19 protein-coding genes are annotated in these 22,461 nt (G+C 76.5%); 13 read left to right on the top strand and 6 right to left on the bottom strand.

Annotation, left to right across the window (positions count from 1 at the left end):
* Positions 1-12 precede the first annotated feature (12 nt).
* On the bottom strand, positions 13-435 hold the full coding sequence (locus ACRYM2_RS14470; protein WP_432523103.1) for a hypothetical protein: 423 nt from the start codon (positions 433-435) through the stop codon (positions 13-15).
* 128 nt (positions 436-563) lie between these two features.
* Here ACRYM2_RS14470 and ACRYM2_RS14465 point away from each other — a divergent pair, with 128 nt between their 5' ends.
* The 4 genes from ACRYM2_RS14465 to ACRYM2_RS14450 all read left to right on the top strand — a co-directional run bounded on the left by ACRYM2_RS14465 (position 564) and on the right by ACRYM2_RS14450 (position 5,915).
* Positions 564-995, top strand: coding sequence for a YidH family protein (locus ACRYM2_RS14465; protein ID WP_432523101.1), 432 nt, complete (start codon positions 564-566; stop codon positions 993-995).
* Complete coding sequence (locus tag ACRYM2_RS14460) at positions 992-1,369, top strand: DUF202 domain-containing protein (protein ID WP_432523100.1); 378 nt, start codon at positions 992-994, stop codon at positions 1,367-1,369. The genes ACRYM2_RS14465 and ACRYM2_RS14460 overlap by 4 nt, the downstream gene beginning before the upstream one ends.
* A 110-nt stretch (positions 1,370-1,479) precedes the next feature.
* Positions 1,480-4,329 (top strand): aconitate hydratase, encoded by a 2,850-nt coding sequence (locus tag ACRYM2_RS14455; protein ID WP_432523099.1) that lies wholly within the window; start codon positions 1,480-1,482, stop codon positions 4,327-4,329.
* Between the two features lie 80 nt (positions 4,330-4,409).
* Entirely contained in the window at positions 4,410-5,915 is a 1,506-nt protein-coding gene (locus tag ACRYM2_RS14450; RefSeq protein WP_432523097.1) for a hypothetical protein, read from the top strand.
* Between the two features lie 36 nt (positions 5,916-5,951).
* Here ACRYM2_RS14450 and ACRYM2_RS14445 read toward each other — a convergent pair whose 3' ends face one another.
* Positions 5,952-7,850, bottom strand: coding sequence for a LamG-like jellyroll fold domain-containing protein (locus ACRYM2_RS14445; protein ID WP_432523096.1), 1,899 nt, complete (start codon positions 7,848-7,850; stop codon positions 5,952-5,954).
* A gap of 213 nt (positions 7,851-8,063) precedes the next feature.
* Between ACRYM2_RS14445 and ACRYM2_RS14440 the strand changes: the two genes are divergently transcribed.
* The 4 genes from ACRYM2_RS14440 (at position 8,064) to ACRYM2_RS14425 (ending at position 12,250) form a co-directional block, all read left to right on the top strand.
* A complete protein-coding gene (locus ACRYM2_RS14440; protein WP_432523095.1) occupies positions 8,064-10,385 on the top strand; it encodes a putative bifunctional diguanylate cyclase/phosphodiesterase in 2,322 nt (773 codons plus the stop codon).
* Positions 10,382-11,236, top strand: coding sequence for an HDOD domain-containing protein (locus ACRYM2_RS14435; protein WP_432523094.1), 855 nt, complete (start codon positions 10,382-10,384; stop codon positions 11,234-11,236). Before ACRYM2_RS14440 ends, ACRYM2_RS14435 begins: the two co-directional genes overlap by 4 nt.
* 77 nt (positions 11,237-11,313) lie before the next feature.
* The gene (locus tag ACRYM2_RS14430) at positions 11,314-11,703 is read left to right on the top strand and encodes an ATP-binding protein (protein WP_432523093.1); all 390 of its coding nucleotides are present in this window, start codon (positions 11,314-11,316) and stop codon (positions 11,701-11,703) included.
* 7 nt (positions 11,704-11,710) lie between these two features.
* Positions 11,711-12,250, top strand: a complete 540-nt coding sequence (locus ACRYM2_RS14425; protein ID WP_432523092.1) for a GNAT family N-acetyltransferase — start codon at positions 11,711-11,713, stop codon at positions 12,248-12,250.
* Between the two features lie 33 nt (positions 12,251-12,283).
* Here the strand turns inward: ACRYM2_RS14425 and ACRYM2_RS14420 are convergent, their stop codons facing one another.
* Positions 12,284-12,904 (bottom strand): TetR/AcrR family transcriptional regulator, encoded by a 621-nt coding sequence (locus tag ACRYM2_RS14420; protein ID WP_432523091.1) that lies wholly within the window; start codon positions 12,902-12,904, stop codon positions 12,284-12,286.
* 112 nt (positions 12,905-13,016) lie between these two features.
* On the opposite strand from ACRYM2_RS14420, the gene ACRYM2_RS14415 reads away from it, so the two are divergent.
* A complete protein-coding gene (locus ACRYM2_RS14415; RefSeq protein WP_432523090.1) occupies positions 13,017-13,574 on the top strand; it encodes an NAD(P)H-dependent oxidoreductase in 558 nt (185 codons plus the stop codon).
* An 88-nt stretch (positions 13,575-13,662) separates the two neighbouring features.
* On the opposite strand, the gene ACRYM2_RS14410 is transcribed toward ACRYM2_RS14415, so the two are convergent.
* Together ACRYM2_RS14410 and ACRYM2_RS14405 are read right to left on the bottom strand one after the other, a co-directional pair.
* Complete coding sequence (locus ACRYM2_RS14410; RefSeq protein WP_432523089.1) at positions 13,663-13,905, bottom strand: hypothetical protein; 243 nt, start codon at positions 13,903-13,905, stop codon at positions 13,663-13,665.
* A gap of 80 nt (positions 13,906-13,985) precedes the next feature.
* Positions 13,986-15,179 (bottom strand): metallophosphoesterase family protein, encoded by a 1,194-nt coding sequence (locus tag ACRYM2_RS14405; RefSeq protein ID WP_432523088.1) that lies wholly within the window; start codon positions 15,177-15,179, stop codon positions 13,986-13,988.
* 303 nt (positions 15,180-15,482) lie between these two features.
* Between ACRYM2_RS14405 and ACRYM2_RS14400 the strand changes: the two genes are divergently transcribed.
* The 4 genes from ACRYM2_RS14400 to ACRYM2_RS14385 all read left to right on the top strand — a co-directional run bounded on the left by ACRYM2_RS14400 (position 15,483) and on the right by ACRYM2_RS14385 (position 21,513).
* The gene (locus ACRYM2_RS14400) at positions 15,483-18,089 is read left to right on the top strand and encodes a SpoIIE family protein phosphatase (protein ID WP_432523087.1); all 2,607 of its coding nucleotides are present in this window, start codon (positions 15,483-15,485) and stop codon (positions 18,087-18,089) included.
* Positions 18,090-18,143: 54 nt separating this feature from the next.
* The gene (locus tag ACRYM2_RS14395) at positions 18,144-18,530 is read left to right on the top strand and encodes a hypothetical protein (protein WP_432523086.1); all 387 of its coding nucleotides are present in this window, start codon (positions 18,144-18,146) and stop codon (positions 18,528-18,530) included.
* 141 nt (positions 18,531-18,671) lie between these two features.
* Entirely contained in the window at positions 18,672-20,606 is a 1,935-nt protein-coding gene (gene dxs, locus ACRYM2_RS14390; protein WP_432523085.1) for a 1-deoxy-D-xylulose-5-phosphate synthase, read from the top strand.
* Positions 20,607-20,745: 139 nt separating this feature from the next.
* Positions 20,746-21,513 carry a metal-dependent hydrolase gene (locus ACRYM2_RS14385; protein WP_432523113.1) on the top strand — a complete coding sequence of 256 codons (768 nt, stop codon included), beginning with the start codon at positions 20,746-20,748 and terminating at the stop codon, positions 21,511-21,513.
* 16 nt (positions 21,514-21,529) lie between these two features.
* Here ACRYM2_RS14385 and ACRYM2_RS14380 read toward each other — a convergent pair.
* Positions 21,530-22,461, bottom strand: a 932-nt coding sequence (locus ACRYM2_RS14380) for an aminoglycoside phosphotransferase/kinase family protein (protein ID WP_432523084.1), incomplete at its 5' end; no start/stop codon positions are given.

The raw sequence follows: 22,461 nt of genomic DNA, 5'->3' as shown, positions 1-22,461 counted from the left end.
GCGCCGCCGCCCTCAGGCGAGCCGGCCGGCGTGGGCCAGCCACAGCACCAGCAGCACGGTCAGCACCACCGACGCCGCGACCCCGGCCCTGGTCACCAGCAGGACGCTCGCGAGGTCGACACGCTCCCAGCGCGTGCGGACCGCGGCGCGCACCCGGGTGCGCCGGTCCAGGACCTCGCGCTCGGGCACGGCGCGCAGCCCGTCGAGCACCGCGCTCAGCAGGGCGGGCGAGCCCGCGTCCGCCAGTTCGACGGACAGCGGGGTGCGGCGCGTCGGCATCGCCACCTGCGGGCGGGCGTCGGCCCGGTGCTGGGCGCGCCGCCCGGGGGCCGGGGTGCGCGGGGCGGGGGCGGTGGTGCGCGCCGGGGCGCCGAAGGCGGTGCCGATCGCGGTGCCGAGCGGGGCGGTGCGGGTGGCGGTCGCGGAGGGGGTCACGGGGTTCTCCAGGTCGTCGGGGGCTGCGCCACCACTGTGCTGACGTTCCGTGATCCAGATCAATCTGTGCGTAGTGCTTCCGAGTGCACCCGTCCGGGTGGTGCGTCGCGGTGCGCGACCATCGGGGGGTGAGCGAGCGCCCCGCCGACCCCGCGACGGACCCCGCGACCGACCCGGCGACCGACCCGGCGGGCCCGCCGCCGGACCGGCGCTTCCCCCGCAGCGTCTACGGCACGGGTGCGGAGCCGGACCCGCGCTTCTCGCTGGCCAACGAGCGCACCTTCCTGGCCTGGATCCGCACCTCGCTCGCGCTGCTCGCGGCGGGCGTCGCGCTGGAGGGCCTGGACCTGGCGCTGCAGCCGCAGCTGCGGCTGGCGGCCTCGCTCGCGCTCGTCGGGCTCGGGCTGCTGTGCCCCGTGCAGGCGTGGCGGGGGTGGGCGCGCGACGAGCGGGCGATGCGGCGGGGCGAGCCGCTGGCCCCACCGGCCCTCGGGGCCCCGCTGGCCGCCGGTGCGGTGCTGACCGCGGTGCTCGTGCTGCTCGGGGTGCTGCTGCGGTGAGCGGGCCCGGCGCGCGCCCGCACCGGCGCTTCGACCCCGGCCTGCAGCCGGAGCGGACGGCCCTGGCCTGGCGGCGCACCGCGCTCGCGCTGGTCGCCGGCTCGCTGGCCGGGGCGCGGCTGCTGGCGCCGCAGCTGGGGGTGGGCGCCGTGCTGCTGGGGCTGGCCGGCGCCGGCTGCGGGGTGTGGGCGTGGGTGGCCGCGGGACGCCGCGCGCGGGCGGTCGAGCGGGCGCTGCGGCGCTCGGGGGACCTGTCGGCGGGGCCGGGCGCGGCGGCGCTGGCCCTCGTGGCGGGCTGCTGCCTGCTGCTGGGCGCGTCGGGAGCGGGGTTCGTCCTCGACCACGACCTGCGTGGTATCTTGACGTCGAGATAAATCGACGTGGGCGCACCGGGGCGCCGCGCGCTCCCCGAGCGGTCGATGGGAGCATCGGACCCGACGACCGGCACCGACGACGGCCACGCACGACGAGTGAGGAGCTCACGGTGAGCAGCCAGAACAGCTTCCAAGCCAAGGCTACCCTAACAGTGGGTGGGACGGACTACACGGTCTTCCGCCTCGACGCGGTCGAGGGGGCGGCGCAGCTGCCGTTCAGCCTCAAGGTGCTGCTGGAGAACCTGCTGCGCACCGAGGACGGCGCCAACATCACCGCCGACCACATCCGCGCCCTCGCCGGCTGGGACCCCGCCGCGCAGCCGGACACCGAGATCCAGTTCACGCCCGCCCGCGTGATCATGCAGGACTTCACCGGCGTGCCGTGCATCGTCGACCTGGCCACCATGCGCGAGGCCGTCGCCGAGCTCGGCGGCGACCCGACCAAGGTCAACCCGCTGTCCCCGGCCGAGCTCGTCATCGACCACTCCGTCATCGCCGACGTCTTCGGCCGCCCGGACGCCTTCGAGCAGAACGTCGAGATCGAGTACGGCCGCAACCGCGAGCGCTACCAGTTCCTGCGCTGGGGCCAGACCGCCTTCGACGACTTCAAGGTCGTCCCCCCGGGCACCGGCATCGTCCACCAGGTCAACATCGAGCACCTGGCCCGCGTCGTCTTCGAGCGCGAGGTCGGCGGCGAGCTGCAGGCCTACCCCGACACCCTCGTGGGCACCGACTCGCACACCACGATGGTCAACGGCCTGGGCGTGCTGGGCTGGGGCGTCGGCGGCATCGAGGCCGAGGCCGCCATGCTCGGCCAGCCGGTGTCGATGCTCATCCCGCGCGTGGTCGGCTTCAAGCTCTCCGGCTCCATCCCGGCCGGCGCCACCGCCACCGACGTCGTGCTGACGATCACCGAGGTGCTGCGCAAGCACGGCGTCGTGGGCAAGTTCGTGGAGTTCTACGGCGAGGGCGTCGGCGCCGTGCCGCTGGCCAACCGCGCCACCATCGGCAACATGAGCCCGGAGTTCGGCTCCACCGCGGCCATCTTCCCGATCGACGACGTGACGCTGGACTACCTGCGCCTGACCGGCCGCAGCGAGGAGCAGGTCGCCCTCGTCGAGGCCTACACCAAGGAGCAGGGCCTCTGGCACGACCCCTCCCGCGAGGCGCGCTACTCCGAGTACCTCGAGCTGGACCTGTCCACGGTCGTCCCCAGCATCGCCGGCCCCAAGCGCCCGCAGGACCGCATCGTCCTCACCGAGGCCAAGGAGGCGTTCCGCGCCGCCCTGGCCGACTACGTCACCGACGAGGTGCCCGCGGGCAACGTCGCCTCCAGCGCGCACAGCGACGCCATCGACGCGGTCGCCGGCTCCTCCCAGGACGAGGCCAGCGCCGAGAGCTTCCCCGCCTCCGACGCCCCCTCCGCCTCGAGCACCGACGAGCGCGACGAGCCGGCCGCCCCCGGCCACGCCAGCGGCCGCCCCTCGAAGCGGGTCGCCGTCACGATGGCCGACGGCACGCAGACCGAGATCGACCACGGCGCCGTCGCGATCGCCTCGATCACCAGCTGCACCAACACCTCCAACCCCTCGGTGATGGTGGCCGCCGCGCTGCTGGCCAAGAACGCCGTGGAGCGGGGGCTGACCCGCAAGCCGTGGGTGAAGACCTCCCTGGCCCCCGGCTCCAAGGTCGTCACCGACTACTACGAGAAGGCCGGGCTGACCCCGTACCTGGAGAAGCTGGGCTTCCACCTCGTCGGGTACGGCTGCGTCACCTGCATCGGCAACTCCGGCCCGCTGCCGGAGGAGGTCTCCGCCGCGATCCAGGAGAACGACCTCGCCGTCACCGCGGTGCTCTCGGGCAACCGCAACTTCGAGGGCCGGATCAACCCCGACATCAAGATGAACTACCTGGCCTCCCCGCCGCTGGTCATCGCCTACGCGATCGCCGGCACGATGGACTGGGACGTCGAGCAGGACCCGATCGGGCAGGACGAGTCCGGCGCCGACGTCTTCCTGCGCGACATCTGGCCCGACGCGGCCGAGGTCGAGCGGGTCATCGGCGAGGCGATCAGCAAGGACATGTTCGTCAAGGACTACGCCGACGTCTTCGCCGGCGACGAGCGCTGGCAGGGCCTGCCCACGCCCGAGGGCGACACCTTCGCCTGGGACGCGGAGTCCACCTACGTGCGCAAGCCCCCGTACTTCGAGGGCATGCAGGCGCAGCCGGCACCGGTCACCGACATCACCGGCGCGCGCGTGCTCGCCCTGCTCGGCGACTCGGTGACCACCGACCACATCTCCCCGGCCGGTTCCATCAAGCCCGACAGCCCGGCCGGCAAGTACCTGTCCGAGCACGGCGTGGAGCGGGCGGACTTCAACTCCTACGGATCGCGCCGCGGCAACCACGAGGTGATGATCCGCGGCACCTTCGCCAACATCCGGCTGCGCAACCTGCTGCTGGACGGCGTCTCGGGCGGCTTCACCCGCGACTTCACCCGCGACGGCGAGCAGACGACGATCTACGACGCCGCGCAGAGCTACGCCGCGGCCGGCACCCCGCTCGTCGTCCTCGGCGGCAAGGAGTACGGCTCCGGCTCCTCCCGCGACTGGGCCGCCAAGGGCACCGCGCTGCTGGGCGTCAAGGCCGTCATCACCGAGAGCTTCGAGCGCATCCACCGCTCGAACCTCATCGGCATGGGCGTCGTGCCGCTGCAGTTCCCGCAGGGGGAGTCGGCGGCCTCGCTCGGCCTGGACGGCACCGAGACCTTCGACATCGCCGGCATCACCGAGCTCAACGAGGGCCGCACGCCCCGCACCGTGCGGGTGACCGCGACGAGGACCGACGGCAGCACCGTCGAGTTCGACGCCGTCGTGCGCATCGACACCCCCGGCGAGGCGGACTACTACCGCAACGGCGGGATCCTGCAGTACGTGCTGCGGTCGCTGACGAACGCCTGAGCCGACCGGCCCGACGGGCGGACACCCCGGCAGGGGCGTCCGCCCGTCGTGCCGAGCGGGCGCTGTGGTGGGATGCGGCCATGCCTCCCGCACCCCGGACCACCGCGCTCGTGGCCCTCGCCGGCGCCGTCCTGGGGGCGCTGCTGAGCTGGGTGGGCTCCCGCGGGCTCATCGACGACACCTACATCACCCTCTCCTACGCCCGGAACCTCGCCGAGCACAGGCACTGGGGGATGACCCCCGGCCTGACCTCGAACGCGGCCACCTCACCGCTGAACGTGGCCCTGCTGGCCGGGTGCTTCCTGCTGGTGCGCCCCTTCGCCGGGGCGGACGGCGAACTCGCCCTCGGGGTGCTCACCACGCTGCTGGGGGCGCTGGCCGGCTGGTGGTCCGCCCGCGCCGCCGCCCGCCTGGGCCTGCCCGCGGCGTGGCCGGTGGCCGCGCTCGTCGTGGTGCTCGCCAACCCCTTCCTCGTCTCCGCGCTGGGCCTGGAGGTGGTGCTGCTCTTCACCGCCGTCACCGGCCTGCTGGCGGCGGGCCTGGCCGGGCGGCCCGTGCTCTACGGGCTGGTCGCGGCGGCGAGCCTGCTGGCCCGCCTGGACCTCGTCGTGTTCGTGGTGCTCGTCGCGCTGGCCTGCCCCGGGGTGCTGCGCCGGCTGCCGGTGGCCGTGGCGGCCTGCCTGGCGGCCTGCCTGCCGTGGTTCGCCCTCAGCTGGTGGTGGCTGGGTTCGGCGATCCCCGACACGTTCGTCATCAAGACCAACCAGCGCGACTTCGGCGAGGGGCGCACCTACCTGCGCGGGTTGTGGACCCACTACTCGATCAACACCCCGCTGGCCGTGGGGGTCGGCGTCGCCGCGGCCGTCCTGGGCCTGCTCGTCCTGGTGCTGCTGGTGGTGGCCCTGCTGCGCCGGCGGGCCCGGCCGGGCACCGGCGGGCTCGTCGGGGTCGGGCTGGGCGGGGTCGCGTACTTCGCCGTCTACAGCGTCCTCGGGGTGCCCCCGTACCAGTGGTACTACGTGGCGCCGATGGCGTCGCTGTCCTTCGTCGCCGTCCTCGGCGCCGGCCTCCTGCTCGGCGGCGGGAGCGCCCGGCGCCCGTCGCCCGTGCCCGCCGCCGCGCTCGCGGTGGCCGCGGTGGCCGGGCTCGTCGCCTGCGTGCCCGCCGCCGCGCGGTCGCTGCCGTGGCCCTACCCGCCGGTCTTCGCGAACTTCGCCACCCCCGCGGAGTACCGGCGGATCGGCGCCGAGGTCGGGCGCCTCGTCGGGGAGGAGCGGGTCGCGGCCCCGGGGGAGATCGGGACCCTGGCCTACGCCTGCGACTGCGAGATCGTCGACCAGTTCTCCGACCCCGCCTACCTGCAGGGGGTCATCGAGGCGCGCCAGGCCGAGGCCGGCCCGCTGCTGCGGACGCTGCTGGAGTTCAACTACACCCACCGCGAAACCGCCGCCGCGCAGCCCACCCCGTTCGTGCTGCGCTGGGTCACCGCCGGGGCGGACCCGGCGCAGGGGATCGCCTCCTGGCGCACGACCGCTGGCACCTGGCAGACGCCGGACCGGCTCGTGCTGCTGCGCGGCGAGGGCTGAGCCCCGGCGGGTCCCCGCCGCGCAGCGGCACCGCGCTCAGCGGGCGGTGAGGAACTCCGTCACCTCCAGCGCCCGCGAGCTGATCCGCACGTCGCCGATCCAGCCGTAGAAACCCTGGCCGAACTGCTCGTCCGACTGCGTCGCGCCGATGGCGAACGGCTTGCCGAGGGTGGCGATGCCCCGCGCCCGCGTCGAGGGGTTGCGGGCGGTCCTGGAGCCGTCGACGTGGACGACGGTGCGCTCGCCGTCGTTGACGATCGCCACGTGCGTCCAGCGGCCGGGCACGAGGGCGTGCGACCACGACGTCGGGTTCACGTCGTCCACCTCGGGGTAGAGCACGAACTGCAGGAACCACTCCGAGGTCACGTTCAGGCTGCAGGTGGGTTCCTCGGTCGTGTAGCCGCTCGTCTTCCCGGCGTCGCCGTTGTTGCCCTCCCAGCTGAGCACGCCCATCCACGCGTGGTCGCCCACGAAGGGGTCCGGCAGCTTGAGGAACACCTCGATGGTGAACCCGTCGAGGAACGTCGAGGAGTTCACCGGTGCGTCCGGGCCGGTCTCCAGGACCGCGCCGCCGTCGGGCCCCTTGTGGCCGTCGAAGCGCAGGCTGGCGTGCGCCGGGGCGGCGGGGTGGTGGTCGGCCGACCAGGTCAGCGCACCGGCCGTGCCGGCCCCGACGAGGCGGGCGGTGACGTCGTTGCCGTTGCCGGTCAGGTCGCGCACGACGGTGCCCGCACCGACGACGGAACCCTCCACGCCCCCGCCGGTCCCGTCGAAGCGCCAGTAGGCGGCGGTGTCGGCCGTGACGACCGCGGAGGCCGGCCGCGGGTCCGGCAGCACCGGCGGGGCGAACCCGGCGAACCGCTCGTCGGCCACCAGCGGGAAGCTGAAGCGGTCGAGGTCGCCGGTGCGCTCGACGCCCTGCTGCTGCAGCGGGGTCCGCTCGTCCTCGGGCACCGAGAGCAGCCACGGCGAGAACGTCTCCACGTCCACCACCCCGCGCGCCAGGTCGAAGCGGTACAGCCGGATCGTGCCGGCCCCGCCGTAGTACTGGTCCTGGTAGTTGGTCAGGTGCGCCTGCACCTCGTGGCCGGCGTCGTTGACCAGGACCGTGCGCCCCACGGGCCAGAAGTGCCCGTTGAGGGTGAGGAACACCTGGTCGCGACCGCGCACCAGCTCCTCCCACAGGGTGGCGCCGTACTCCGACAGCGAGGCCGCGCCCTGCTCGTCGGCGGCGACGAACTCGTGGGTGGTGAGGATGGCGGGCAGGTGCGGGTGCGCGTCCAGCACGCCCGCGGCCCAGGCGGTCCCGGCGGCCGAGGCGCGCCAGTCCATCGCCAGCAGCAGCCACTCGCGCCCGCCGGCGCGGAAGACGTGCCAGGTGTGGTACCCGTCCGGGGAGGCGCCCCGGAACGTCGGCACCGCGGCGAACCGGCCCGGCCCGAAGCCGTCCAGGTAGGGCGTGGGGCCGCGCCGGTCGTCGCCGGAGACGTCGTGGTTGCCCGCCAGGACGGAGTACGGCAGGTCCCCCCGGCCGCCGGTCGGCAGCTCCTCGTCCCACACCCGCGCCGCCAGGGCGATCTCCTCCTCGGTGCCGTGCTCGGTGAGGTCGCCGAGCTGGGCGAGGAAGACGATGTTCTCGGCGGTGCGGTTGCGGCGCAGCCAGCGCAGCGCCGCCCGCACGGGCGCGGGGTCGGCGCTGTCGCCGTCGAAGAGGTACTGGGTGTCGGGCAGCACGGCCAGGGTGAAGCGCGGGGAGTCGGGGTCCACGCGCCCGGAGCGGCCGGGGGACCGCGCGTCCTGCTGCGCGCCCGCGTCCTGCGCGGCGGCCGCTGCCGGCGTGCCGAGCGCCGTGGCGGCGGGGACGGCCAGGCCGGTGGCCAGCAGGGACCGGCGGGAGAAGGAGGAGGCGGCGGGGGCGTTCGCGTCGGGGGTCACGCCGCGCAGTCGATCGCACACGGCCACCACCCGGGCGGTCGTCGCGGTGAACGGTGCCGGAGAAGAGGGTGAACGTCGCACCACCCGTGGTCACCTCCCCCGGGTGGCGCCACCCGTCCGGAGCAGCGCGGGTGGTCAACTCGTCGCAGGACGTGCCGATGGAGACCCGATGCGGCTCCACGGAGGGAGCCGCCGACACCCTGGACGGGACCTGTGCTGAACGAGGCGTGGCGAGGAGCGGGCAGCGGGGGGAGCGACGCCTCCCCGCCGGGGATCGCCGCTGCGCTGCAGCACTACGCCGTCGCCGCCGACCAGCCGGTCGTCGTCGTCTCCCGGCCCCGCGACCCCGCCGCCCTCGAGGTGGCCCGCGTGCGCTGGGCGAACTCCGCCGCCGCCGACCTCTTCGGCGTCGCGGCCGCCGACCTGGTCGACCTCGCCGTCACCCGCCTGCTGCCCCCGGACCCCGAGGGCGCCCCGCCCCGCGAACGGCTCTCGCGCGAGCGGCGCAGCCGCTACTCGGTCGAGGTCGTCACCTCCGGCGGCGTCCGCCGCGGCACCGAGGTCGTCGCCTGGCCGGTGCCCGACCAGCCCGCCCGCCCCGGCCCGGGCACCTCCCGCGAGGAGCACTACTGGGTCGTCACCGTCGCGGCGCCCGGCGACGAGCGCGCCCAGGCCGCCGTCCGCGCCGCCGAGCAGCGCTTCGCCACCCTGGCGCAGAGCTCCCCGGTCGCCACGATCGTCTCCGACGTCGGCGCGCGGCTCTCGCGCGTCAACGAGGCGTTCGCGGCGCTGCTGGGCCTGCCCGCCGAGCAGCTGTGCGGCACCGCCTGGCTGGCCCACGTCGTCGACGACGAGCGCGCCGGCGTGGTCGAGGCCGTCGCCCGGGTGCTCTCGGGCGAGCGGGTCGTCCTCGACACCCGGCTGCGCAACGCCGCCGGGCAGGTCCGCTGGGTCACCGTGCGCCTGGCCCCCAGCCAGACCCCCGGCTACGGCGCGGGGTTCGTCGGCACCGTCGAGGACGTCACCGACCGCCTCGCCCGCGAGCACCGCCTGGCCTACCAGGCCCAGCACGACCTGCTGACCGGCCTGCCGAACCGGCTGGCGCTGCTGGAGCGCCTCGCCGACCTGCTCGCCGCGCCCGCCGAGGCGGCCGCCGACCCCCTCGCGGACCTGCGCGCGAGCACCGGGGCGCCGCCCGCCGCCGGTGCCCCCGCCCGCTCGCGCACCGGGGTCCTCATGGTCGACCTCGACGACTTCAAGACCGTCAACGACGGGCTGGGCCCCGAGGCCGGCGACGCCGTCCTCGTCGAGGTCGCCCGGCGCCTGTCGCGCACCGTGCGCGGCGCCGACATGGTCGCCCGCCCCGGCGGTGACGAGTTCGTCCTGGTCTGCCACGACCTCGCCGACCTGGAGGCCGTGGAGGCCACCGCGCGCCGCGTGCTGGACGCCGTGCTGGCCCCCGTGGAGGTCAACGGCCTGCGCCTGCGCCTGGTCGCCAGCATCGGCGTCGTCCTGCTCGACGGGCTCGCCTGCAGCGCCGAGGAGGTCGTGCGCGACGCCGGCATCGCCGTCCACGAGGCCAAGGCCGCCGGCGGCGGGCGCTGGGCGCTGCTGGACGAGGAGGTGCGCCAGCGCGCCCGCCGCGCGCTGCGCCTGGTCGCCGACCTGCGCGAGGCGCTGGCCCGCGGCGCGATCGACGTGCACTACCAGCCCATCGTGCGCCCCGGCCGCCCCGCCCGGCTGGTCAGCGTCGAGGCGCTGTGCCGGTGGAACCACCCCGAGCTGGGGCCGGTCGACCCGCAGACCTTCATCGACCTCGCCGAGCGCGCCAACCTCGTGCCGGCGCTCGACGCGCACGTGCTGTCCGTGGCCTGCCGCGACCTGGCCGCCTGGCGCGCCGCGCACGCGGCCGGGGAGCTGCCGCACGTGCCGGGCTGGGTGGCCGTCAACGTCAGCGCCGTCAGCCTGTCCGCCGACGACTTCGCCGCGGGCGTGCGCCGCGCCGTGGCCGCCGCCGGGCTGCAGCTGAGCGACGTCTGCCTGGAGGTCACCGAGACGGCGCTGGCCAGCGACCTGCGCGCCTGCCGCACCGTCCTGGAGGAGCTGCGCCGCGACGGCGCCCGGGTGGCCATCGACGACTTCGGCACCGGCTACTCCTCGCTGGCCTACCTCAAGGACCTGCCCGTCGACCACCTCAAGGTCGACCGCTCCTTCGTGCGCGACCTCGACGCGGCCCCGGCCACCACCAGGGGTGCCGCCCCCGGCGGGCCCGCCCGCGCCGTCGCCGCGGCCGTGGTGTCGCTGGCCCGCACGCTGGGCCTGGACGTGGTCGCCGAGGGCGTGGAGACCTTCGCGCAGGACGAGGTCATGACCGACCTGGGCTGCGAGGCCGTCCAGGGCTGGCTGTACTCGCGGCCGCTGACCCGCGGCGCGCTGGTCGAGGTGCTGCGCGGCGGCGGGACCCTCGCGGCGCGCCCGGTGGCGCCCGCGCCGGCCGGGGGCCAGCTGCCCTCCCCGCGGGGGGTGCCGGCGTGAGCGAGCGGAGCGGGAGCCTCCGGCCGGGGACCTCGAGCGCGCCCGCCGGTGCCGTCGACGTCCTCGGCCGCATCTCCGCCTCCCTGGACGACCTGCCCGCGCACCGCCCGGTCGCGGCCAAGGTCATCGCCGAGGCCGACGACCACCGCTCCGACGCGCGCTCGCTGGGGCGCACCCTCGGCTACGACCCGGCGCTGACCGCGAGGGTCCTGCGGCTGGCCAACTCGGCCTACTTCGGGCTCTCGGGGCGGGTGTCCGCCCCCGCGTTCGCGGTCACCGTCATCGGCTTCTCCACCGTCCGCAGCCTGGCCGTCTCCGCGATGGCCGGCCTGGACGACGTGCCCGACGCCCTGGAGGGCTTCTGGGAGCGCAGCGTCTGCACCGCCGTGGCGGCCGCCGAGCTGGCCCCCCGCCTGGGCGCGCAGGCGCCGGACGCCTTCAGCGTCGGGCTGCTCGCCCGGCTCGGGCAGGCGCTGCTGGTGCGCTGCGACCCCGAGGACTACCCGCTGCTGCTGGCCGGTGCGGCCGACCGCGAGGAGCTGCTGGCCGCGGAGGCGCGCCGCTACGGCGTCGGCCACACCCGGGTCTCCGCCGAGGCGCTGGCCGCCTGGTGCTTCCCCGACGACCTCTCCGGCGCCCTCGCGCAGGTCGACCGGCCCGGCTGGGCGCCCCCGCTGTCGCTGGCGGTGCGCCTGGGCGTGGAGCTGTCCGAGCGCCTGCTGGACCCGGCGCGCCCGCCGCAGCCGGCGGACCTGCTCAGCTGCGGGCACGTGCGCGACGCGGAGCTGGACGCCTTGCGCGCCAGCGTGTCCCGGACGGCGACCGAGCTCGTGCAGCTGCTGACGAGCTGAACCCCCGGCCCCGCCGGGAAGGCTCCTGGCGTGTCGCGGGCGGGGCTGCCGCGCACGCCGGGCCCGGCGACGGCAGGATGTCCCCCGTGTGCGAGGCGACCCCGGCGGCGGAGATCACGCTGCCCGACCACGAGCACTCCGCCCGCCGCGCGCGCGCCTTCCTGTCGGAGGCCTACTGCGCCCTGCACCACGCGAGAGTCCTCGACGAGGCCCAGCTGCTGGTCTCCGAGCTGGTGACCAACGCCGTCCGCCACGGCGGGCCCCCGGTGCGGGTGCGGGTGGACTGCGACGGGTCGGCCGGGTTGCAGGTGGCGGTTTCCGACGGCAGCCGCAAGCCGCCGGTGCGCCGCACGGCGGCCCCCGAGGCCGAGGGCGGGCGGGGCGTGGCCCTCGTCGACATCATCTCCGACCGCTGGGGCGTCGAGCACGCCGAGTCGGGCAAGACGGTCTGGTTCGTCCTGTCGTGACCTCCCCGTGAGCCCGCGCCGCTCCGGCACGGCGCTGCGGCTGGTCACCGAGCAGGACGCGGCGGCGCTGGCCGGCCTGCTCAGCGGGAACTGGTCCTTCCTCGCGCCCTTCGAGCCCGAGCGGGGCCCGGAGCACTTCAGCGCCGACGGGCAGGTGCGGCTGCTGCGGCACGCGCTCGCCGAGCACGCCGCCGGCCGGGCGGTGCCCTGGGTCATCGAGCACGAGGGCGAGCTGGTCGGGCGCATCACGCTGTCGAGCCTGGTGCGCGGGCCGTTCCAGTCCGCCGACGTCGGCTACTTCGTCGCCGAGGCCGTCAACGGCCGCGGGGTCGCCACCTCCGCCGTCGCGCAGGCCGTCGCGGCTGCCTTCGCGCCGGCGCCCGGCGGCCTCGGCCTGCACCGGCTGCAGGCGGCCACCCTGCTGTCGAACTCCGCCTCGCAGGCGGTGCTGCAGCGCAACGGCTTCGAGCGCATCGGCGTCGCGCGCCGCTACCTGCGCATCGCCGGCTCCTGGCAGGACCACGTGCTCTACCAGCGCACCGCCTGAGGGAGCGCTCGAGGAGCGGCCGGGGAGCGCGCCTCAGCGGCCGGCGACGCGGTGCACGAGGTCGGCCCAGCCGTCGGCCAGCCGCTGCGGCGAGAGCCCCGGGGTGCCCCGCACGTCGTGGTTCAGGGGCGCCTCGAGGACGGCGAGCAGGTCGAAGGCCAGCACCTCCAGGTCGCCCTGCACGCCCGCGGCCCGCAGCAGCACCAGCAGGTGCAGGCGGGTGAAGGCCGCGGGGGCGCCGGCGGTGCGGTCCAGGTCGGCGGCCGCCGCGCGCAGCAGGTCGCCGCGCTCGGCGAGGAAGCGCAGCCGCCGGCGCCCGAACTCCTCCAGCCGCTCGACGGGGTCGGCGCCCGGCCCCAGCGGCGGCGGCCCGGACAGCACCGCCTGCTGGAACTCGCGCTCGGACTCGTCGAGCAGGGCGACGAAGACGCCCGCGCGCGAGCCGAAGCGGCGGAAGACGGTGCCCTTGCCCAGCCCCGCCGCCGCGGCGAGGGCGTCCATGCTCAGCTCCTCGGCGCCGACCTCCTCGAGCAGTCGCCGGGCCGCGCGCAGCAGCGTCTCGCGGTTGCGGGAGGCGTCGGCGCGCACCGCGGGTGCGGGCGCGCCGAGGACGGGCAGGCCGCGTCCGCGCGGAGGTGCTCCCAGAGGTCCCACGCGAGGCAGGGTAGGGCCTGGCGGACCGGGGGTGCTTGAAGGTGGGAGCAGAAGCGGACTACAGTCCGCATCGTGCGGCGCACCGCCGCACCCCCCGTCCCGAGGAGTTCCCATGACCACCGTCCTGGTGCTGGTCGGCAGCCTGCGCTCCGGCTCCATCAACCGCCAGATCGCCGAGACCGCCGTGGCGCTCGCTCCCGAGGGCGTCGAGCTGTCGATCTACGAGGGCCTGGGCGACCTGCCCTTCTACAACGAGGACGTCGACGTCGAGGGCAGCGTCCCGCAGGGCGCGGCCGCCTTCCGCGCCGCCATCACCGCCGCCGACGCCGTGCTCGTCGTCACCCCCGAGCACAACGGCACCATGCCGGCCGTGCTCAAGAACGCCGTCGACTGGGCCTCGCGCCCCTACGGCGCCAGCCCGCTGACGGGCAAGCCGCTCGTCGCGATCGGCAGCGCCTTCGGCCAGTACGGCGGCGTGTGGGCGCAGGACGACGCCCGCAAGTCCTTCGGCATCGCCGGCGCCAAGGTCCTCACCGAGGTCTCCCTGGCCATCCCCGGCTCGGTCGTGCGCTTCGCCGACACCCACCCCAAGGACGACGCCGAGGTCGTGGAGAAGCTCACCGTCGTCCTGGGCGGGCTCGTCGCCGCCACGACGGTCGCCGCGGCCTGAGGCCTCCGCCCGAGGCCTCCGCCTCCGCGCGAGGCCCCGGGACCGCCCGGCGGCGGCACGGCCGCCCGCACCACGAGCGGGCGGCCGCTCACTCCCCGTTGCGCAGCTCCTCCAGGAGGTCCACCAGCTCGTCGGGGACCTCCCAGCCCACCGGGACGTCCTGCACGGACTCGCGCCACGCCGCCGGTGCGAGCGCCACCCCGCGCGCCAGCAGCGGCTGGGCCAGCGGCGGGGGCAGCAGCCCGCCGGAGTCGGCCAGCTCGACCACCCGTGCCCGCGCGGCCTCGTCGAGGTCCGCCCACCACTGCTCCAGCGCTCCGCGTCCGCCCACGCCCCCAGCCTGCCCGGCGCCCGCGGGGGGCGCACCCGCTGCGGGCGCCCCCCGCCCGCCCGGCGCGCGGCCGGGGCGCCTCAGCGGTGGCCGAGCGGCTCGGGGGTCGTCAGCGGCTGCGGTCGCGGGGACAGGTCGATGCCGAAGTCGGAGGCGAACACGGTGCGGGTGGCCTTGAGGACCCCGGGGTGGTCCTCGTCCAGGTCGAACACCCGTGCACCGCGCAGGCGGTGCACGTCGTCGCCCTCCAGGCCGTAGGTGCCGAAACCGGTGCCGGGCCCGTAGCCGAGCTGGATGCCGAAGTAGTCCGCGACGTAGGTGTTGACGTGGTCGTGCCCGCAGAAGATGCCCTTGACGTCCCCGCGCTCCAGGGCCGCCAGGAACAGGCCCGGGTTGAACTGGGCGGTGTACTCGCGCTCGTTGCGCTCACCGACGATGCGGTGCTTGACGACGGCCCGCGCGTGCGACTCCTCGGTCCACTCGGTGGGGGAGCCGAACCACGCGTGCCGGTGCTCCCACAGCGGGATGTGGAAGAACATCAGGCCGGGCACCGGAGCACCGGCCCTGCGCTGCAGCGCGATCGACTGCTCGCGGTACCAGGCGACCTGGTCGGCGTGGATCGTCTCGTAGGTGTACTCCTCGACGGGCTGGCCGCCGACGGTCTCGGGGGAGTAGCGGCCGGAGTCCAGCAGCCACAGCGCGAACGCGGTGCCGCGGCCGCGGGAACCGCGCACGGTGAGCACCTGGTTGGAGTCGCCGCTGACGCCCCTGGCGGTGCTGCCGACGTTGTGGCGGTAGCCGGCCAGGAACTCGCGGATCCTCGGCTCGGTCATCCCGGTGGCGCCGGCGGAGTCCTCGTCGTGGTTGCCGAAGGTGATGGCCCACGGGATGCGCCGCTCCTCCATGGGCAGCACCACGTGGTTGTAGGCCTGGCGCACCTGCTGCGCCGTCGTCATGTCCCCGTTGACGACGTCGCCGTTGACGACCACGAAGTCCGGCCGCTCCTGGTCGAGCGTGCGCTCCACCAGCTCGATGGTCCGCACGTCGGTGCGGTGGTTGTCCTGGGTGTCGTTGAACTGCACCACCCGGAACGTGCCCGCGTCGGAGAAGCGCAGCCGCGACGCGCGCGAGGAGGCGGTCACCGCGTCCGCGGCGCCGGCGTCCGCGGCCGCGGGCCGTGCGGACACGGCCGACGCGGCGGCGGCGGTGGCGGTGGCCGCGCCGAGGCCGAGCAGGTGGCGGCGGCCGACGGGGTGGGACGGGTTCTCGGGCACGGGGGCTCTCCAGGTCGGGGTGCGGGGGCGGGGCGGGCCCACCCTCGTGCCCGGAGGTTTCCCGCGCGTTGAGCGGACGTCCCCGGCAGGTGGCCGAGGGGCGAGCACCGGGTGGACGCGCCGCCGCCCGGCCGCCGACGGACGCGCGCGCACCCGCGATCGGCGAGAATGGCCGTGATCTGCAGCTGGCGTGACGCCAGAGCACCTGGCGTCGAGGGAGTGCACGTGCCGGACCAGCCCACCGTTCGCCCTGCCCTGCCGTCCCCGCCCCCGCCCCCGCCCCCGGCCGCGGACGCGGCGGGGGTGCTGACCGCGGACCGGGCGCGGGTGGCCGCGGCGCGGCGGCTGCTGCCGGTGGGCGGACCCCTGCCCGGGCTGGACCGCATGGCGGCCCTCGCGGCGCGCCTGCTCGGGGCGAGCTCGGGCCGCATCTCGGTGCTCGGCGACGTGCAGGCCGTGGCGGGCGCCGCGGGCCCGCAACCCGCGGCCGGTCCCTCGGGGCAGGAACCGCTGGCCCAGTGGCTGTGCACCCGCACCGCCGCCACCGGCGCGCCGCTGGCCATCGGCGACACCCGCGCCGACGAGCGCGTCTCGGACCTGCCCGCGGTGAGCAGCGGCGTCGTCGCCTCCTACCTCGGCGCTCCGCTGACCACGGAGGCCGGCCACGTCGTGGGCGCGGTGTGCGTCTTCTCCCCGGCGCCGCGGGAGTGGAGCGAGGACGACGTGGCCCTGCTCCAGCAGGTCGCCGCCGCGGCCGCGGCCGAGCTGGAGCTGGCGGCGCTCAGCAGCGACTACCGCACGAGCGAGGCGCTGCTGGAGGTCTCGGTCCAGGCGGCCGGGATCGGCACGTTCAACCTCGACCTCGCCAGCGGCCGGCTGGTCTGGGACGAGCAGATGCACGTCCTGTTCGGCGTGCGCCCCGGGGAGTTCGGCGACGACCTCGGCGAGGCGATGGCCCGCATCCACCCCGAGGACCAGGAGCGCGTGCGCACCGACCTGGAGGCGGCCACCCGCACGGGGGTCTTCAGCTCCGCCTACCGGGTGCTGCTGCCCGGGCGCACCCGCTGGCTGCAGGGGCGCGGGCGCGTCGTGCCCGGGACGGGGGGCGCCCCCGCGCGGCTGGTGGGCGCGGTGCACGACGTCACCGCCCAGCGGGAGGTGACCCGGCGCGTGGCCTCGGCGCTGGAGTCGATGGCCGTGGGCTACCTGGTGCTGGACGCCGAGTGGCGGGTGGCCTACGTCAACCTGGAGGGCGAGCGCATCGCCGGCACCTCGCGCGCGGACCTGCTCGGGCGGGACTTCTGGGAGGCCTTCCCCGCCACGGTGGGCTCGGTCTTCGAGCGGCACTACCGCCGGGCGGCGGCCTCCGGGGAGCCGGAGGTCTTCGAGGCGCACTACCCCGCGCCGCTGGACATCTGGGTGGAGGTGCGCGCCGTCGCCGAGGGGGACGGCCTGGCGCTGTACTTCCTCGACATCACCGCGCGCCGGCAGGCGCAGCAGGCCGCCGAGGACGCCGCCGCCCGCGCCCACCTGCTGGCCGCGGTGACCGCCGAGCTGACCGGGACGCTGGACGCCGACCGCGCCGTGGCGCGGCTGGCGCAGCTGGTCGTGCCCGCGCTGGGCGACTGGTGCGTGATCACCCTCGTCGACGACGACGCGATGGCCTCCAGCCCGGCCAGCGCCCGCGCCAGCCGCGACGTGGACCTGCGCCGCGGCCTGCACGACGCGGGCTGGTGGCACCGCGAGGAGTCGCTGCGCCCGCTGGTGGAGCACTACGCCACCCACCGCCTGGCCGAGCTGACCGACGCGGCCTTCCTGTGGCGGGCGCTGCGCCAGAACAACCCCGTGCCCATCCCCGACGCCACCCGGGCCATCACCGCCGTGCTCGACCCCGACGGGCAGGTCCGCGGGACGCTGGCGCGGCTGGCGCCGACGTCCGCGGCGGTCTTCCCGCTGCGCGGGCGCGGGCGCACCGTCGGGCTGATGACCGTCTTCTGCGGGCCCGGCCGCGCCCCGCTGGGCACCGACGGGCTCTCCACCGCCGCCGAGGTCGCCGCCCGCGCCGGGCTGGCGCTGGACTCCGCGCGGCTCTACCGCCAGCAGCGCGACCTCGCCGAGGGGCTGCAGCGCGCCCTGCTCTCCGAGCCCCCCGAACCCGACCACGGCCAGATCGTGGTGCGCTACGCGCCGGCCGCCGAGGCCGCGCAGGTCGGCGGCGACTGGTACGACGCGTTCATGCAGCCCGACGGCTCCACGATGCTCGTCATCGGTGACGTCATCGGCCACGACACCCAGGCGGCCGCCGCGATGAGCCAGGTGCGCACCGTCGTGCGCGCGCTGGGCGCCATCGGCGACGACTCCCCGGCGCAGGTGCTCACCGCCGCCGACCGGGCGATGGCGAACCTGCAGATCACCACCACGGCCACCGCCATCGCCGCCCGCATGGAGCAGACCCCCGCCGAGCGCGAGCGCGGGGTGACCCGGCTGCGCTGGTCCAACGCGGGCCACCCGCCCGCGGTCGTCGTCAGCCCCGGCGGGTCGGTGCTCGCGCTGACCGGCGCGCAGGCGGACCTGCTGCTGGGGGTGCTGCCCGAGACCGAGCGCGTGGACGCCGAGGTGCTGCTGGAGCGCGGGTCCACCGTGATCCTCTACACCGACGGCCTCGTCGAGCGCCGCGACCAGTCGCTGCAGGAGGGGCTGCAGCGGCTGCAGGACGTCCTGGAGCAGCTGGCCGCCGAGGACACCGACCTCGACACCCTCGTCGACCGGCTGCTGGAGCGCATGCTGCCGCCGCGGCCGGAGGACGACGTGGCCGTGGTGGCCGTGCGCCTGCACCGCCAGGACCGCCCCCGTCCCGCCGAGGCGGGTCCGCGGCGGCTGCCCCCGCACGTGCCCGTCGAACCGGAGTGAGCGCCCGGGTGAGCGCCCGGGCGCGGCGCCGCCCCGCCCCCTAGCATCGAACGCGTGTTCGACCCCGAGCGCCGCGCGCGGCACGGTCCGCCCGGCTGGCCGCAGCAGGTGCCCCCGCCCGGCGCCGAGGACTGGCAGCCGCGCGCCGTCGCGTGGCTGCTGGACCAGGCCCCGCCGGAGTACCGCGGCTACCCGCCGGTGCGCCACCACCCGCTGCTGCTGGTGTGGCTGGTGGCCCACCACGTCGACGCCCAGCAGGAGGCCGTGCGGCGGGCCACCGGCACCGCCCGCCGCGACCTGTCGGCCCACCTGCCGCCCGAGACCGCGCCGCAGGTCTTCGCCGTCCTGGACGCCGAGCAGCTGCGGCTGCGCCGCCTCGCGCGCTCGGTGGACCTGCTGCGCCAGGCGATGACGGGCCGGCGGTTCGTGCCGCGGCTGTGAGCGCGGGGGTGGTCCGGTGGTGGGAGGGCCCTGTGAACGCTTCGCCCGGGCGGGCGGGTTCGCGGCGCTGCCGTTCGCCGGGGCTCCTACACTCGCCGGGTCAACCGCTCGACCCCCGTCCGACACAGGAGGCCACCCCGCATGGGGCTGCTCGAGACGATCAAGGGGCCCGGGGACCTCAAGGCCCTCCCCGCCGAGCAGTTGCCCGCGCTGGCGGCCGAGGTGCGCGACTTCCTCGTCGCCGCCGTCAGCCGCACCGGTGGCCACCTGGGTCCCAACCTCGGCGTCGTGGAGCTGACGATCGGCCTGCACCGGGTCTTCGACTCCCCCCGCGACCGGTTCGTCTTCGACACCGGCCACCAGAGCTACGTGCACAAGCTGCTCACCGGCCGGCAGGACTTCAGCAGGCTGCGCGAGGCCGGCGGGCTGGCCGGCTACCCCTCGCGCGCCGAGAGCGAGCACGACCTGGTGGAGAACTCGCACGCCTCGACGTCGCTGTCGTGGGCCGACGGGCTGGCCAAGGCCTTCGAGCTGCGCGGGGAGCTGGGCGGTGAGGGCGGCCGCCACGTCGTCGCCGTCATCGGCGACGGCGCCCTCACCGGCGGCATGGCCTGGGAGGCGCTGAACAACATCGCCGACGCGCAGCGACCGGTGATCGTCGTCGTCAACGACAACGAGCGCTCCTACGCCCCCACCACCGGCGGCATGGCCGCCCACCTGGCGACGCTGCGCACCACCCGCGAGTACGAGAAGGTGCTGGACTGGGGCCGGGCCTCGCTGCGGCGCGGAGGCGCCCCCGGCCGCCTCGCCTACGACACCCTGCACGGGGTGAAGAAGGGCCTCAAGGACATCGTCGCCCCGCAGGGGCTCTTCGAGGACCTGGGCCTGAAGTACGTCGGGCCCGTCGACGGCCACGACACCGAGGCCGTCGAGCACGCGCTGCGCCGCGCCCGCTCCTACGGCGGACCGGTCATCGTGCACGCCATCACCCAGAAGGGCCGCGGGTACCAGCCGGCGCGCGCCGACGACGCCGACCACTTCCACGCCGTCGGGGTCATCGACCCCGAGACGGGTGAGGCGCAGGCCAGCTCCGGCTCCTCGTGGACGAGCGTCTTCTCCGAGGAGGTCCTCGCGATCGCCGAGGACCGCCCCGACGTCGTCGGCATCACCGCGGCCATGCGGATCCCCGTCGGGCTGGAGCCGTTCGCCCGCGCGCACCCCGAGCGCGTCTTCGACGTCGGCATCGCCGAGCAGCACGCCGCCACCTCCGCAGCGGGGATGGCCGCCGGCGGGCTGCACCCCGTCGTCGCGGTCTACTCCACCTTCCTCAACCGCGCCTTCGACCAGCTGCTGCTCGACGTCGCCCTGCACCGGGCGGGGGTCACCTTCGTCCTGGACCGCGCCGGCGTCACCGGCCCGGACGGCCCCAGCCACCACGGGGTGTGGGACGTCGGCATGTGCCGGCTGGTGCCGGGGCTGCGGCTGGCCGCCCCCCGCGACGCCGAGACGCTGCGCGAGGAGCTGCGCGAGGCCGTGGCCGTCGGGGACGCGCCCACCGTGCTGCGCTTCAGCAAGGGGAAGGTGCCCGCGGCGATCCCCGCCACCGCCCGCACCGGCCACGCCGACGTGCTCGAGGGCCCCGCCTGGCGCACCGGCGACGACGTCCTGCTCGTCGCGGTCGGCGCGATGGTGCCGCGCGCGCTGGAGGTCGCTGCCCGGCTGCGCGCCCACGGCTTCGGCGTCACGGTCGTCGACCCGCGCTGGGTCGTGCCCGTCGACCCCGCCCTCGTCGAGCTGGCCCGCACCCACCGCCACGTCGCCGTCGTCGAGGACGCCGCGGAGGTCGGCGGGCTGGGCTGGGCGCTGGCCGCCGCGCTGCGCGAGCAGCGCGTGGCCACCCCGCTGCTCGGGTTCGCGCTGCCCCAGGAGTTCCTCGACGTCGGCGCGCGCGACGCCCTCCTCGACGCGCACGGCCTGGCGCCGCAGGACATCGCCCGGGCGATCGTGGAGGCGGTGGCCCAGGAACCCCCGCAGGTCCGGCAGGAGCAGGAGCAGCCGGTCGCCCCACCGCGGTAGGCGCCCCTCCGGCGCGTCCGGTGATCACCCGGGGCGGTGCACGGCAGAGTTCTCCCGTGCACCACCCCCGCTCCGCGTCCCGCGTCCCCGCGCTCCACCCGCTCCACCCGGCCCGCGACGAGCGGGGTGCCCGCCCGTGATGGGCCGCTCGCACGCCGCCACCGGCCTGGCCGCCGGGGCCGCGAGCCTGCCGCTGCTCGGCACGCCGGACGTGCCGACCGCCCTGGCCTGGGTCGCCGCCTGCGGCGGTGCCGCGCTGCTGCCCGACTTCGACCAGGGCGGGGTGACCTGGCGCGACCGCCGCTTCCTGGTCGCCCCCACCGGCTCCACCGTCGTCACGATGTGGGGCTGGCTGTCCTGGGCCGCGGCCAAGCTCGTCGGCCGCCTCGCCGGCGGCCACCGCTGGGGCACCCACGACCCGCTGCTGGCCCCCGCCGCGATCGCCCTGCTCGCCTGGGCGGCGGCGCAGAGCACGTGGACGGCCGCCGTCGTCCTCGCCCTCACCGCCGGCGCGGCCCTGCACGCGCTGGCCCCCTTCATCCCCGGGCGCCTGGAGAACACCGTCGTCGGCAACGTCGCGCTGTCCTGGGCGGCGGCCTGGTGGCTGACCTGGCGCGCCGACGTCCACCTCGGCTGGCTGCCCGCGGCGCTCGCCCTGGGCGTGGCCGTGCACATCGCCGGGGACGCCGTCACCCGCGGCGGGGTGCCGTGGCCCGGGGCGACCGCGGTCGCCCTGCTGCGCCCGCGCGCTCGCCGGCGCCGCTGGAGCCTGTCGCTGTTCCGCACCGGCCAGCCCCGCTGGGAGGTGCCGATCACCGCCGTCGCCACCGTCGCCGCCGTCGTGCTCCTCGTGCGGGCGACCCCGCTGGGCGCCGCGGCCGGGCACTGGCTGACCGCGGCCCCCTGAGCCGGGGGCGGGGCCCTCACCGCTGCGGCAGCTGCGCGGCCGCCTGCTCGTCGTCGGCGACGCCCTCGGCCACGCCCTCGGCCACGAGCGCGACCGCCGGTGCCCACCCGTCCGCCGCCGCCGCGCGCAGGCCGTCGGCGTGCTCGCGGGCCCGCTCCCGCACGGCGTCCAGGACCTGCGCCGTCGTGCCCGTCCAGCCGTAGGCCTCCAGCAGCACCCGCAGCCGGTGCCGGCGGTCCGTGCCGGCCGGCCAGCCGTCGGCGGCGGCGACGTGCGCGGCGGTCAGCGGCACCCGCTGCAGGGCCGTGAACGCCAGGTCCCGCAGCGCCGGGGCGGAACCGGCCAGGTCCCGGTCGACGAAGCCCACCAGCTCCCCGTCCCCGGTCGAGTCCCCGTCCGCGCGCCGCCACACCGCCTCGTACGGGGCGGCGTCGTGGTGGCCGACCACCTCGCCGGAGCGCACCTCGTCGCGCTCGCCGAACCAGCGGGCGCCCGGCGGGGGCGCGAACGTGGCGGAGGCGGCGTGGAAGCCGCGCAGCCACCGCCCGACCTGGCGGAGCGCGTCCTCGCCGAACACCCACGACGGCCACGGCCGCTGCGCGCCGGTGGTCTCGCCCTCCAGGTGGGTCAGGACCTCGCGGCCGGCGGCGTCCAGGCCCAGCGGCCGCGGCGCACCCGCGAACCCGCTGTCCGCCAGGTGCCGCAGCAGCGCGTGCACCGCCGAGGTCTGCTCGCCGGCGGGGCGCCGGACGGTGCCGCCGACGCGCACGGCGCCCAGGTTGCGGCCACCGGGCAGGCGCTGCTCGGGCAGCGGCGCCAGGAAGCCGGAGACGACCTCCACCAGGGCCCGCGGGTCGTCGCGCCACGGGGAGTGGCGCGGGGGGCGGGCGCCGGGGGGGGCCGGGGCGGCGGGGGCTTGTCTCCCTCCCGGCGTGGCTGCGGGTGGGG

It is taken from the genome of Kineococcus aridisoli (assembly GCF_050871885.1).
Classification (GTDB): Bacteria; Actinomycetota; Actinomycetes; order Actinomycetales; family Kineococcaceae; genus Kineococcus.
Note: the sequence above shows the minus strand (reverse complement) of the source record. Positions and strands in the feature narration are given on the sequence as shown.